The sequence below is a fragment of the Psychrobacillus sp. FSL H8-0487 genome (assembly GCF_038008385.1).
GTDB lineage: Bacteria > Bacillota > Bacilli > Bacillales_A > Planococcaceae > Psychrobacillus > Psychrobacillus psychrotolerans.
The window spans coordinates 1,017,673-1,032,210 of the sequence record NZ_JBBOZA010000001.1 but is presented as its reverse complement, the minus strand read 5'-3'; the positions used below and the strand labels follow the sequence as shown (position 1 = coordinate 1,032,210).

Genomic DNA, 14,538 nt, shown 5'->3' with positions numbered 1-14,538 from the left:
ATCACCTTCTATTTTCTCAATATTCAAATCAATTTGCAAGGAATTCACTGTATAACAATCGTTTCATTAAATAATAATTCATTTTACTATTATATATTGCATCTTCAGTAGAAATTAGACAGCGTTGAAGCGTATTAAGATAGTTTTCTACTGCTTTTATATGTTCTGAGGAAGGTTGGGATGATATCTTTCTATCTAATAGAAAAGTTTCACAATTTTGATAGTCTGCTTGTAGAATGGATAGACCTAGTTGATGTAAATAATCTATAAACTGAATTTGCCATTCAATCGCATGGGTAGGAAAAACAACAGCTAGTTTAGTTGGAATACCTATAAAAAAAGGTACTTTCTTGGGATGCATTCGCCATCTATAGCATATTTGGAGGAACAAGGATTGGACTCCTTTTCTATTAAAAAAGTATAGATTGTCTAAATGCTTGGAGCGCTGGTGCTTGTATAAGCATAAGTATTTTTGAAACTCTTCCCATGAATTCTTTTTTAGTATCGCAAAGGGCCAGGACTGCTCTTCCAAGGATAGCTTCTTAACTTTTACAATATAATTATTAGCCTTTACATGCATTGGATTTGCAATATAATGAAAATACTTTGTTCGAGGGCAATAGGTGAGTATTGTTTTTCCATTTGGGGTCGTATAAAAGAACTGTTGCCGAAAGGAGGATAGCTTCATAGTGCCTATTTCATGGATTGGAAAGTCGGAACTTCTCGGTGTCCGCAAGATCCATAGAGGAATAATTTGCTTAGTTATATAGCCATTTGTACGCTCCTGAATTGTGGTAACGGGGATTTGACTACACTGGAATTCTATTGCAAATTTGTATACATTGCTTTGAACATATAGGTCGGGTCTTTGATGAAGAAAAGGTAGGTAAGCTTCTAATTCTACGGATGATGAATGTTTCTGCAAAAACTCATATAAATCCAATTTACCATTTAAATGGTCCTCGCTTTCTCCTTCTGAAAAAGCCTGATTGCAGGAAATATTCCGAGTATGAGCAAAATGTGGGATTTTTATTGGTCCATTTTTCAAAATAACTTGTTCGCTACATTGAGCGCAGGAGAAGGTATTGCTCGTTTTTAAAACATCTAAAAAGGTTCGAGGATGTTGTGCAGGTACAATTATTTCTCCGTCTCTTGTTAAAGCTGATAATATTGGTATCACCTCCAAATACCAATATACAAATTTTCAAAAAATAATGCAACTACTTTAAACAAAAGTATTAGCGCATGTTCAGAAAGATTCTATAAAGAAGCAATCAAAAAAACCTTCTATAAATAGAAGGTTTTAAAAATGTTTATTTAACTCGTCTAGAACTCCACTGGAAATTATTTCTTTTCCATACTCTTGAATTATATGAATGGTTGTCTTTGAATTATTTGCAAACTCTGAAACAACACTTAATGTATTAAGTACCAATTCAAATTCGGTTTCATCAAAATCAAAAACGATATGCAAATAATACTTCTCTTCATAAAAATACAAAGAAGTCTGTAAATCTGCCTCATCTAATTTTTTTGCTAGCCCAATTACATCCTCAAAGCTTTCAAAAACAAATGTATAATCCGTTGGAATTTCATCTAATTCATCCATATAACTTGAAAAATCATCAAACTCATGTGGACCGATAGAACTTGATACCCCATTTTTAAATATTTTACTAGATATATCATCAGCATCTGAATTATTCCCTAAACGCTCATCTTGTTTTGTTAATTCCGTTCTTGTAACAATCACTTCCAAACCTTTTTCCATCGCATGAACTTGAATCCATAAAGGACCATCTAATTCTTCAAAATGATCATCATCATGAACCTCATCCATCATTTCCCAAAAAAGCTGCTCGCTCTTATCCTTATTGAACCAGATTTCATCTCGGCTGAAGCCTCTTTCTTCAATGTCGATGTATGAAATGTATACTTTGAAAGTGTTATCATTGATACGCTCGATATCCATTTAACACATCTCCTTTCGCTTCTTACCGTCTCAAATGTGTAGTGTCTATTACTATTGTATGTCGTTTATAAAAAAAAGAAAAGGATTCCTGCTTAACTTTTAAAATTATTAATCAAACTACATGGATTGTAGAAAAATTTAGCCTTGAATGCAAGTGGAAGAAAAAAAGAAAAGCCAATTATTTTTCAAAAAAGTACTTTGAAAAACAATTAGCTTAATATTACACTAGTTAACTAGACGTTGTGCTTCAAGTAATTGATAAGCACGTACTTTTCTAGGTAAGAATCTACGAATTTCATCTTCATTGTAACCAACTTGTAGACGCTTTTCATCTAAAATAATTGGTCGACGTAGCAAGCCAGGATGTTCTTGAATTAGTTCGTAAAGACGTTGTAACGGGAGACTTTCTAAATCAACATTCAGCTTTTGAAATATTTTAGATCGTGTTGATATAATTTCATCTGTTCCGTCTTCTGTCATACGAAGGATTTCTTTTATTTCACTTATACTAAGTGGTTCTGAAAAAATATTACGTTCTTTATATGCAATCTCATGCTCTTCTAACCACGCTTTTGCTTTTCTACAAGAAGTACAACTTGGTGAAGTGAATAAAGTTACCATCATTTTAAAAAACACGTCCCTTCAAATGTCTGTGTTATATAAAGTAGATTATAATTAATTTAATGTAGTTATATACTTTCTTTAGTATACACCACTTTTAATTTTTTTAAAATACGTTTTAATGAAAAATTTAACTAGGAAAAATTACTGTCACAATTTCGTGTTACTTATTAGGTAATCCTTATATAGAATGAATCATTTTTAGTTATATACTAATTATTACCCACCATTTCAAGAACTTAAACATCTCCAACATAAAATACTATTTTCTCAATTAGTGATACTTAATGAAAATAACTGTTATACTTAATAGTACGTTTTAAATGCAAAAAGGTTTCAAAAAAGAAAAAAGTAGAATGATAATATCATTCTACTTTCTTGTTATTCTATGCCTAAGGAGTATAATCTACGCCTTTAGTATACTTATTGCCTGCATTCCATAATAAATATTCTTTAATCCCAGCTTCGCTTAATGCCTTAATCTGGGCCTCTACTTCCTCTTTACCATATTGTTGATAATTCCCCGCCCCTAAATACGAAGCAGTAAAATCTTGTAGCCATGGACGTGAGACAGGCGGGTTTTCCAGCTCTGCCAGTTTAGCATTTTCAACCTTCGCATATTCTTGTACTAATCTATATGGCTCTAAATCTGGTTTTGCAATTCCAAAGTAAGAGGTCCAATGACTTGGGTAAATCATGGAAGAAATTACGTCCACATTTTCAGATATTTTACTAAAATTTTGACCGATTCCCGGTGCCTCTGGTAATGTAGCTGAATATCCAAAAATATCAACCGATAGTTGAGCACCATATGGTTTAAGCTTTTCTTTTGCATAAGCTACAAAATCTGTAACTGCCGAAACCCTACGTTGAACAAAATCTAGGTCTGACTTTTCATATTCACCCATTGAGTATTTTAACGTGTTTTCTCTCTTCTCAAAACCTTCTGGAAAACGAACATAGTCAAATTGAATTTCCTTAAAGCCCATTTTAGCTGCCTCAATTGCTATTTCCACATTATAATCCCATACCTCTTTCATAAAAGGATTAACAAATGCTTCCCCACGTCCATTTTTCCAGACTGATGTACCATCTACAAATGACCATTCAGGCTTTCTCTCCGCAAGCTCTGTATCTTTAAAGATAACGATACGCGCTATCGGGTAAATTTTCTTTTCTTCCATGGTTTTCAATATTTTTTGCGGATCTTTTATGTATGGTTTCCCAATATCGTATTTTGCTAATGCTGAATCTTCTTTGGGGATGTATGTAAGGTTTCCAAAATCATCTTTAATATCAACAACCATTGCGTTTAAATCTGTTGTGTCCATTAAATTCACTAGATCATTAAAACGTTCTCCACCTGCGGAATGCCCTGTTACATATACACCTCTTACCGCATCTGGATATTCAAATGTCAAACCAGAATCATATGTGAATAATTTAGATGAAGATACAAGAGTTTCGTCTATTGCTTGAAAGCTAAATTCTTTAGTAGAAAATTCTTTTGAAAATAAATTTGTTTCGGCACTAACCGCACCAGGTATAAATACTGTCATTGCTATCGATGCCGAAGCTATTACTCTTAGATACTTTTTCATATTTTAAAAATCCCTCTCCTATAAGTCACTCTATTCTAACAAGTTCAAACTATGAAAGAAAGTGCCATTAGACCAAAAATAAATAGAGTGCGAGAATTTCATATTTACCTTGTATGTATACCCATAAAAATACGATTAAATCAATTTATGATATAAAAGGCACTTCGTACAGAATATCGGCTTTATTAATTAGTCAGCTAATACTTGAAGAGGTGAACCACATCGTTTGTCCACAAAATACTTTCCGCTGACGTTTTCTCGGCCCTATAGAAGACACCACATTACACTCCAGTCAATCTAGTAAGTAATACTTCATTGAAAGGTTTATCGCAAGGTGTGAGTATTTTCATATCATTTACTTGGAATCCAGTGCAGTACCTTATATACTTTCTTTCAAAAAAAGCGACCATTCGTATGAATGGTCGCTGATTTATTATACTTGTGAACCTGAAATAGTTTGTAAAGTGGCAAGCTCTTTTGTTGAACAATATACAAAATGTCCAGGCGTTACTTCGCGCATTGCTATCTCTTCCCCATCTTGATAATTATGAGAAGCAGGATCGTATGATTTACGCACACGAGTACGTTCATAATTTGGATCTGGAAGTGGTATAGCTGACAATAGTGACTGTGTATATGGATGCATTGGATTTTTATATAAATCCTCCGCAGAAGCTAGTTCTACTAACTTACCAAAATACATAACACCGATTCGATCGGAAATATACTTAACCATTGATAAATCATGGGCGATAAACAAATAAGTTAAGCCTTTTTCTTCTTGTAATTCTTTTAGTAAGTTAACTACTTGTGCTTGAATAGAAACGTCTAATGCCGAGATTGGCTCATCGGCAATGATGAATTCTGGATTAACAGCTAGTGCTCTCGCAATACCTAGACGTTGTCTTTGTCCACCAGAAAACTCATGTGCATAACGGTCAGCGTGCTCACGGTTCAACCCTACAGTTTCTAATAATTCCACAACACGTTCTTTACGTTCTTTTGGATTTTTAACAAGTCCATGAATGTCTAAACCTTCCGCAATAATATCCAGTACTTTCATACGCGGATTTAGCGAAGCATAAGGATCTTGGAAGATCATTTGCATTTTACGGTTAAATGATTTTAAATCTTTTTTCGACTTTTTATCATGAACGTTAATACCATCATAAATTACTTGTCCATCTGTTGCTTCGTAAAGGCGTATAATTGTTCGACCTGTTGTGGATTTACCACAGCCAGATTCCCCTACTAGTCCAAGTGTTTCCCCTTTATATATATCGAAACTGATATCGTCTACCGCACGAACTTCATTAGGCTTACCTTGATTGAAATACTGCTTAAGATTTTTAATTTCTAGTAATTTTTCAGCCATTAGTAAGTCCCTCCTTCCGTTCCTTCATAATAGCGGCTGCCTGGGAACTTTTTCATACGTTCTACAATTGCTAGTGGAGGCTCAACTTGTGGAGCATCCGGATGTAACAACCATGTAGCAGCTGAGTGCGTATCACTTACTTTAAAAAATGGTGGTGCTTCTTCTAAGTCTATTTTCAAAGCATAATCACTACGTAGTGCAAATGCATCACCTTTAGGTGGATACAATAAATCAGGTGGTGTTCCTGGAATTGCATATAATTTTTCATCAGCACTATCTAATGAAGGCATTGAACTTAGTAAGCCCCATGTATAAGGGTGTTGAGGGTTATAGAATATTTCATCTACGGTCCCAATCTCAACTATTTTACCACCATACATAACAGCTACTCTATCCGCAACATTTGCCACGACCCCAAGATCATGTGTAATGAAGATGATAGATGTATCTATTTTCTTTTGAAGGTCTTTCATTAACTCTAAAATTTGTGCTTGAATCGTTACATCTAATGCAGTAGTTGGCTCATCCGCAATAAGAATCTGTGGATTACATGCTAGCGCAATAGCAATAACAATACGTTGACGTTGACCACCAGAGAATTGGTGAGGATATTGCTTAATACGCGCCTCAGGTTTCGGCATACCAACTAAACGCAATAAGTCTATTGCTACTTTACGTGCTTCAGCTTTCCCAATTTTTTGGTGTTTCAAAATTGGTTCCATAATTTGGTTGCCGATAGTCATTGTAGGATTCAAAGAAGTCATTGGATCTTGGAAAATCATTGAAATATCTTTTCCACGAATCTTTTGCATCTCTTTATCTGATAACTTAGTTAAATCTTTTCCGTTAAATAAGATTTGACCATTTTTAAATTCTGAACTAGATTCAGGTAACAAACGCATAATTGCTTTTGTTGTAACTGATTTACCAGAGCCAGACTCTCCTACTATTGCCAGTGTTTCCCCTTTTTTTAAGTCGAAGTTAACGCCACGAATGGCCTTTACTTCACCAGCAAATGTATGGAAGGAAAGCTCTAGGTTTTTAACTTCTAATATCTTTTCCATATTCGCTTTCCTCCTTTAGTCTTTCATCTTCGGATCAAGTGCGTCACGTAGTCCATCACCTAGTAAGTTGAATGCAATCATTAGTAAACTAATAATAATCGATGGGTACAATAGAATATGTGGTTGGAACTTAATTAATTTATATCCATCGTTTATTAGTGTCCCAAGTGATGCATCAGGTGGTTGTAAACCTAGTCCAATGAAGCTTAAAAAGGCTTCAAAGAAAATGGCAGTTGGAATAGTGAACATTGTATTAATGATAATAATACCTAATATATTAGGTAAAATATGTTTAGTAATAATTCTACTATCTGTAGCACCCAATGTGCGTGAAGCTAATACAAATTCTTGATTTTTGAATTTTAATACTTGACCACGCACTATACGGGACATACCAATCCATCCGGTTATAGTAATAGCAATAATAATAGCCGTTATTCCTGGGTCCATAAAGCTAAGCATGAGAATAACAATTACAAGTGTTGGAATTCCGTATAGAATTTCTACAATACGTTGCATAATATCATCAACACGACCACCATAGTATCCGGAAATACCGCCGTATGCAACTCCGATTACCATATCGATTAATGCTGCCACAAAAGCGATAAATAAGGAGATTTGAGTACCTTCCCAAACACGAGAGAACATATCACGGCCAAGACCGTCTGTACCAAACCAATAATAAGTATCAACCTTTTTCATCTCATATAAGTCTACTTCTTTACCTGCAAGAGTTCCTACACCATTCATTATTCCAAGCTTTTCAATACCCGGAACTTTTGGTGGTAAATTAGCGTGTGTGATAGTTTGTGTTTCCGAGTCATGTGGACTAATCATAGGTCCGACAAAAGCCATGATGATTATGAATGCCAAAATGAACATACTAACTATAGCCGCTTTGTTCTTGCGTATACGAAGCCAAGCGTCCTGCCAGAAACTCAAACTTGGTTTTGATATACGCTCCGCATGACTAGAATCAATTTCAATTCTTTCAAAAGAAGATGCAGGTGGTTTTTGTAAGTCGTGTTTCATTAATCTTTACCTCCTGACAAACGAATACGTGGATCGATAATGCCATAAAGCACATCTACTAAGAATATTACGACAATTAAGAATGCAGAGAAGAATAATGTAGTTCCCATAATTATAGAGAAGTCATTAGACATAATGGATTTAACAAATTGCTCTCCGATACCCGGGATTGCAAAGATTTGTTCAATAACTAGAGATCCAGTTAATAATCCAGCTGCAAGTGGTCCTAAAACTGTAACTAGCGGGATCAATGCATTTCGGAAAGCATGCTTAAATGCAATTTCAAAACCGTTGGCCCCTTTAGATTTTGCTAGAGTAATATAATCCGAACTTAAAACCTCAATCATTTCCGTTCGTATAAATCGAGAAGCTGTTGCAAGTGGTCCCATTGCTAAAGCAATAGATGGGAGTACGCTGGACATCCAGCCATCCTTCCACAATGCCACCGGGAATAGTTCCCATTGAACTGCCAACCAATATTGAAGGAAAGTTGCAAAAACGAAAGATGGAATAGATATACCGATGATAGCCACGAATGTACTACCGTAATCCCAAATAGTATTTTGCCTTAATGCTGCAATCATGCCCAATAGTATACCGAGCGTCACACCAAGAACTAAACCTTGAGTACCCAGTATCAGAGATGGTCCTAGTCGATCTATTATTAAATCTGTAACGCTGGCATTCTTAAATTGGAATGAATTTCCTAAATCACCTTGCGCTAGATTCAGCATATACTTAGCATACTGTACTGGAATCGGTTGATCTAATCCATATTTCGCTTCAACTACCGCAAGTTGTGTAGGGGATAGTTTTGAAGCAGAGCTAATCGGGGATCCTGGAAGCGCCTTCATTAAAAAAAATGTTGCCGTCGCAATCAGGAAAAACGTAATAAACATATAAAAAATACGACGAGTAATGTATTTTGTCATCTTTGCACCTCCAACAAACAATATTTTTTTGACATTAACATGCTACTAATATATTAAACATTTAATGTGGATAGTTGTCAAAACTAAAATATAATATTAAATATTTTGTGAATTCTGATTCATTTAAAAAGAGAGTACATGATCCATTAGGAACCATATACTCTCTAGCTATGAGATTTTAAAAATTATTAATAAGCTTATTTACCTTCAATATATGCCCATTTGTAACTATAATCTCCACCGAATGGGTGAGCAATTATACCTTTTACATATGGTTTTTGAAGGAACATTAATCCACGTTGGTAGATTGGTCCAACTGCAAATTCTTCATCAACGATCATTTTTTCAGCTTTAGCCATTGCTTCCCAACGAGCTTCAGTATCTAGAGCCAATGAACCATTGATATCTTGTAATAATTGATCGTATTCAGGATTTGAGAATGACATTTGGTTGTTACCGCCATCAGTTTCCCATAGGCTTAAGAATGTGAATGGATCTTGATAATCTGGTCCCCATCCTGCAACTTGAATATCATAGTCTTGGTTTGTATCAAGATCTAAACGAACATTAAATGGAACTTCTTTAAGAGTAATAGACAATCCTGGTAAATTACCTTCTAATTGAGATTTGAAGTATTCATCCATTTTTTTAGAAAGTTCAGTGTCTCCACCTAGAATTTCTATCGAAAGTTCAGTAACTCCTAGTTCTGATAAACCTTTTTCCCATGCAGCTTTTGCTTCATCTACATTGAATACAGCCATGTCTCCGTTAACGTCACGGAAGTCCTTTCCATCTTCATCAAACACGAAATCTGAAGGAATGAATGAATAAGCAGCTGTCGAACCATTTGCTAATACAACAGAAGCTAAATCTTCTTTGTTGAATGCTTTACTAATTGCTTCACGAATATTTACGTTAGCAAGTGGAGTTTTTTCTCCATTACGTTCTTGGTTATATTTGAAATAGAATACTGAAGTTTCTAATTCATTTACTAACTCTGGATCAGCAGCATATTGCATTGCATATTCTCCAGATAGTCCAGCACGGTCTTTTTCACCATTTGTATATAAGTTAACTGCTGTTGCAGTTTCTTTTATAACATCATAATTAATTTCAGTAAGCTTTACAGTTTCTTTATCCCAGTACTCTTCATTTTTAAGTAGTTGCCAAGATAAACCTGTTCCGTCCCATTTAGCAAGTGTAAACGGTCCGTTGTATAAAAGTGATTCAGAGTTTTTCGCGTAGTTTTCACCTTGCGCAGTAACGAATGCTTCACTTTGTGGTAAGAATGTTCCAAATGACATTAGTGATAAGAAGTAAGGAATTGGTTTTTCAAGAGAAACTTCTAAAGTTTTTTCATCAAGTGCTTTAACACCTAACTCAGTGTATTCCATTTCGCCATTAGAAATTGCAGTAGCGTTTTTGATGACACCAGCCATCATATATGGACCATATTCAGATGCAGTATCTGGGTTCATAGCACGCTTCCATGAATATTCAAAGTCATTAGCAGTTACTGGAGTACCATCAGACCAGTTAGAATCACGTAATGTGAAAGTATAAACTAATCCATCTTCAGAAACTTTGGGTTCCCCATCAGAGATTGCAGGAACAGCAATGTTTTCTTGATTCAAACGGTATAAACCTTCGTTTACGTTGTTAAGTAGATCAAAACCAACTGCGTCAGTTACTAGAGCTGAATCCATTGTTGGAATTTCAGCAGTCATGATCAAGTTAAGAACTTGTTCCTCGTCTGCTGCTACTTCTGTTTCTTCAGTTGTTGCGTCTTTATCGTCTGTGTCTGTAGTTGTATCATCTTTAGTTTCCTTATCATCGCCACCACATGCAGCTAGGAATAAAGCAACAACTAACAGTAGGCTTAAAAGCCATACAAGCTTGCTATTCTTCAAATAAATAACCTCCTTAAATATTCAGAAAAATTCATTACATTTATTATTATACATTTTCTTTCAAGCTTGTACAGGTTTTTTTTTTATATTTTTACAATAGTGTAACAATATCATTACATTGTCCTAACAATTGTGAATCTTTGGAAAAGAAATTGCTTTTTTTTGGCAATTTAAATAATCAATTTTTTGCATATTTTCTGTGTCTATTTTATAATTTAAAAATGATAGAGGTGAAATATGAAAAAAAGATTGATTTACTTTCTTAGTTGTCAGGTAATAATTGTTATATTAATGCTTACAGTTAATAAAACAATCCAACTCGTACCTTATATAAATATGTCCTTTTTTGTCGGCGGTACAATTACATTTATAGGGTTAATGACTTATGTCGTTTCAGGAGGTTTTTTTGATTTTTTTACGGAAAGTACACGTAAAGTATTTACTCCTAAACATATGAAAAATGATGTAAGCCAGATGCGATTACCATCAGAAGTATTTTCTTTTCCACATAAACCGATTATCGCATTAGGACTATCGAGTTTGTTTTGTATGTGTATCGCTTTGTTCATCTATTATAGCTAATTAAGATCCCTTGATTTTTGTGTTTCTTCTATATATAATAATCAAAACTAAATAATTTAGCTTTGAAGAAGAAAAGTACATTTACTGACGTATGCTAAGAGAGTCTGTGGTCGCTGTGAACAGATCATACGGTAGATGGAATGGGCTTCTGAGCAGTATATGTGAAAGTAAAGTAGCATATACCGTCCCGTTCACGTTACGAAACAAGAGTGGCTAATTATTTTAGCAAGCTGGGTGGTACCACGGATTTAACATCATTCGTCCCTTTTATAGGGATGCGTGATGTTTTTTTTATTTTTCAATACAAAAGGAGATAGTAAAAATGAAGAAGATCTTTTCAGGCGTACAACCAACAGGAATTATCACACTGGGGAATTACATTGGTGCCTTCCGACAATTCACTGCATTACAACATGATTATGATTGTGTGTTTTGTATAGTAGATCAGCATGCTATTACAATTGCGCAGGACCCGAAAGAACTAAGTGATCATATCCGCTCATTGGCAGCATTATATATTGCTGTCGGTATTGATCCGGAGAAATCCACCTTATTTATACAGTCTGAAGTTCCTGCTCACACACAAGCTGGCTGGATTATGCAATGTATTTCGTATATTGGTGAATTGGAAAGAATGACTCAGTTCAAAGATAAATCTACTGGTAAAGATGCTGTTTCAGCAGCATTGTTAACTTATCCACCATTGATGGCAGCGGATATACTTTTATACCAAACGGATATTGTACCTGTTGGTGATGATCAAACTCAACATGTCGAGTTAACGAGAGACTTAGCTGAAAGATTCAACAAACGTTATGGTGAAGTATTGACCGTTCCGCAAATTCAATTACCCAAAAATGGAGCTCGTATTAAATCCTTACAAGACCCACTGAAGAAAATGAGTAAATCAGATTCCAATCTTAAAGCTACGATAAGACTTTTGGATAGTCCAAAGGAAATTGAAAAGAAAATTAAAAGCTCTGTTACAGATTCTGAAGGTATCGTTGCTTTCGATCCTGAAAACAAACCCGGAGTTTCTAATCTCTTAACAATTGAATCCGCTTTAACAGACGTATCCATCCCAACACTTGTACAAAAATATGAAGGTAAGGGATATGGAGATTTCAAAGCTTCCGTGGCCGAAGTCATTATTGCGCATCTTACCCCTATTCAACAAAGATATGAGCAGTTACTCAATTCTACTGAGCTGGATGAAATTCTAGACTTAGGAGCAGAGAAAGCCCAGGCTCTTGCAAATGAAACTTTAGTTAAGATGGAAGCTGCAATGGGTCTCGGAAGAAGACGACTAAAGTAATTGCTAGTATAGACACACATAAAAGTATAAAATCCGTCGACACCATCATATACATGAGGACGGATCTCCAAGAGTAGCCTAGCGATAAAAAGTTCAAATAAAGTACTAAATGTGAGCAGCTAATTACTGCTATTCCATAACTGACTAAAAATATTAATAATCTTATTAGTATCACATCCTTATAAGACCATATGAAAAACCGCTCTTAAACTTTCGTTTAAGAGCGGTTTTTTTAAAAAATATTTATTTAACTGGAGTATCAGCCACTAGTTCGACATCGATATAATCGAAATCAGTGTCATAACCGAAGTCCCAGTTTTTCACACGATCATTGATTGGGCGTAATTCGTAACGGAATTGCATAGGAATTACAGCAGAAACATCTTGCATATATTCTTGCCATTCACGGAACTTCTTAGCACGGAACTCTCCATCAATTGCTTCAGGAGAATCGATTGCAGTTAACAATCCTTCAAGGTCTTCAGATGTGTAACGGCTGAAGTTATAAACAGCTGTTTTAGAGTATAAACCTGCTGGAGATGGGTTTGTACCTGTACCCCATGCACCCATAAATACATCGATTTCTGGATCATCTGCTTGAACTTTATCATAGAATGTATTGAATTCGATTAGACGACCTGTAGCTAATTGTACGTCTAAGCCAACCTCACCCCAGTTTTGTAGGTAGTAAGAGATTACTTGTTCTTGTGTTTCATCACCAGCCATAGCTGCTAATTTAATAGAAAGTTTTTCTCCATTTTTATCTTCACGTAGACCATCGCCATCAGTATCTTTATATCCAGCTTCGTCTAATAATTGTTTAGCTTTTTCAGGATCATAGTTATATCCTTCAATAGAAGAATCATGGAATGATTTAAATACTGGTGGAATTAGAGAATTAGCACGCTCACGTAAGTCGAAGTAGAATACTTCATTAACTTGCTCGATGTCTAAAGCGTAACCCATTGCTTGACGTAGTACTTTGTCACCCATTTTTGCTTCTTCTTCATTTGTAATTGCAACACTTGCATCATAGTCATATTTCCCAAGTTTGAATCCTACATAAGAGTAGTACAATTCTTGACGACCAAGAAGCGTAATATTTTCAAGATCTTTTACATTTTCATAAGCGCTTGTTGGGAAAGAAAGAGCCATATCGTATTCACCAGTTTCTAATGCTTTAGCAGCTGATGCAGTTGGAACTGTTTTGATCACTACCCCATCCAGTTTCGCTTGACCTTTCCAGTAGTTGTCATTGCGTACAAATTGTACAGTCTCACCAGGAACGATTTTGTCGAATTTGAATGCCCCTAGAGTAACTGGGTTTTTACGTACAGCATCACTTTCAAGTAATTCAGCAACAGGAATATCTTTTACGATATGACTTGGTTCAGCATAAAACCATAGTCCATCTCCACCTGAGTAGATTGCTGGAGAAACTTTGTTGAATGAAATTTCTAAAGTAGTTTCATCCACTTTTTTCAAACCTGAAATTGTATCTGCTTTTCCATCATGATATTCTACAGCACCAACGATATTTTGGAAGTCTGAATCATAACGAACTCCTGCATAATCAGGATGGCCAATAATTAAGTAAGGTTGGATTAAATCCTCAATTTTAAGAGGCTCTCCATCTGACCATTTAACTCCGTCTTTAATCTTAACAGTTGCTTTATTGTTAGCATCGTCAACTTCTAATGTAGCAATACCACCATCAGAAATTAGGAAATCTCCATCAGTGTCAAACAGTACATTAGTTGCGAAATCCATTATTTCAGCATCATAAGCATCTTCATATAGAGTATAAGAGAAGATACCTTGGAATGGAGAATCATTTACTAATGCAACTTGTAAAGTTCCTCCTTTAATAGCTTCGCCTTCGTTATCAAGTACTACAGAGAATAAATCGTCTGAGGCAGGCTCTTCAGCATTTTCCTCTGCACCATCATCTTCCTTTTCTCCACCGTCTTCTGTCTTATCCGGCTCATCAGCAGGTTTTGAAGTGTCTTCATCTGAATTACACGCGGCAAGAACTAGCATCATTGTCAAAAGTAATGCAAGTAAAGCTAAAAGTTTCTTATTCATTCTTTTTCCTCCTTTTTATTCTCTTTTTATATATCAAACGCTCTAG

Annotated in this window: 12 protein-coding genes, 1 pseudogene and 1 other annotated feature; of the genes and pseudogenes, 2 read left to right on the top strand and 11 right to left on the bottom strand. The window is 35.2% G+C overall.

All coding sequences use genetic code 11. From position 1 onward, the window contains the following. Positions 1-28 precede the first annotated feature (28 nt). From MHI47_RS04850 to MHI47_RS04810, 10 genes and pseudogenes are all read right to left on the bottom strand, one after another. The gene (locus MHI47_RS04850; RefSeq protein ID WP_340829872.1) at positions 29-391 is read right to left on the bottom strand and encodes a hypothetical protein; all 363 of its coding nucleotides are present in this window, start codon (positions 389-391) and stop codon (positions 29-31) included. A gap of 132 nt (positions 392-523) precedes the next feature. Next, positions 524-1,180 (bottom strand): annotated as a pseudogene (locus MHI47_RS20180) (competence protein CoiA); the annotation flags it as partial. Between the two features lie 123 nt (positions 1,181-1,303). Continuing rightward, complete coding sequence (gene mecA / locus MHI47_RS04845; RefSeq protein ID WP_093535589.1) at positions 1,304-1,972, bottom strand: adaptor protein MecA; 669 nt, start codon at positions 1,970-1,972, stop codon at positions 1,304-1,306. A 225-nt stretch (positions 1,973-2,197) separates the two neighbouring features. Beyond that, complete coding sequence (gene spxA, locus MHI47_RS04840; protein WP_175453953.1) at positions 2,198-2,593, bottom strand: transcriptional regulator SpxA; 396 nt, start codon at positions 2,591-2,593, stop codon at positions 2,198-2,200. 392 nt (positions 2,594-2,985) lie between these two features. Continuing rightward, entirely contained in the window at positions 2,986-4,194 is a 1,209-nt protein-coding gene (locus MHI47_RS04835) for a putative glycoside hydrolase (RefSeq protein WP_340829871.1), read from the bottom strand. Between the two features lie 433 nt (positions 4,195-4,627). Then, a complete protein-coding gene (locus MHI47_RS04830; protein WP_340829869.1) occupies positions 4,628-5,569 on the bottom strand; it encodes an ABC transporter ATP-binding protein in 942 nt (313 codons plus the stop codon). Beyond that, the gene (locus MHI47_RS04825) at positions 5,569-6,633 is read right to left on the bottom strand and encodes an ABC transporter ATP-binding protein (protein WP_093535595.1); all 1,065 of its coding nucleotides are present in this window, start codon (positions 6,631-6,633) and stop codon (positions 5,569-5,571) included. Before MHI47_RS04825 ends, MHI47_RS04830 begins: the two co-directional genes overlap by 1 nt. Positions 6,634-6,648: 15 nt before the next feature. Next, entirely contained in the window at positions 6,649-7,668 is a 1,020-nt protein-coding gene (opp3C, locus tag MHI47_RS04820) for an oligopeptide ABC transporter permease (protein WP_093535597.1), read from the bottom strand. Next, positions 7,668-8,600, bottom strand: a complete 933-nt coding sequence (opp3b, locus tag MHI47_RS04815) for an oligopeptide ABC transporter permease (protein WP_093535599.1) — start codon at positions 8,598-8,600, stop codon at positions 7,668-7,670. The genes opp3C and opp3b overlap by 1 nt, the downstream gene beginning before the upstream one ends. 197 nt (positions 8,601-8,797) lie before the next feature. Continuing rightward, positions 8,798-10,510, bottom strand: a complete 1,713-nt coding sequence (locus MHI47_RS04810; RefSeq protein WP_340829867.1) for a peptide ABC transporter substrate-binding protein — start codon at positions 10,508-10,510, stop codon at positions 8,798-8,800. 237 nt (positions 10,511-10,747) lie between these two features. Between MHI47_RS04810 and MHI47_RS04805 the strand changes: the two genes are divergently transcribed. Together MHI47_RS04805 and trpS are read left to right on the top strand one after the other, a co-directional pair. Further along, on the top strand, positions 10,748-11,092 hold the full coding sequence (locus tag MHI47_RS04805) for a DUF3899 domain-containing protein (RefSeq protein WP_340829865.1): 345 nt from the start codon (positions 10,748-10,750) through the stop codon (positions 11,090-11,092). Between the two features lie 53 nt (positions 11,093-11,145). Next, positions 11,146-11,361 (top strand) — a binding site (T-box leader). Positions 11,362-11,414: 53 nt separating this feature from the next. Next, positions 11,415-12,407 (top strand): tryptophan--tRNA ligase, encoded by a 993-nt coding sequence (gene trpS, locus MHI47_RS04800; protein ID WP_340761769.1) that lies wholly within the window; start codon positions 11,415-11,417, stop codon positions 12,405-12,407. 243 nt (positions 12,408-12,650) lie between these two features. On the opposite strand, the gene MHI47_RS04795 is transcribed toward trpS, so the two are convergent. Further along, complete coding sequence (locus MHI47_RS04795; protein ID WP_340768594.1) at positions 12,651-14,492, bottom strand: oligopeptide ABC transporter substrate-binding protein; 1,842 nt, start codon at positions 14,490-14,492, stop codon at positions 12,651-12,653. Between the last annotated feature and the right edge of the window lie 46 nt (positions 14,493-14,538).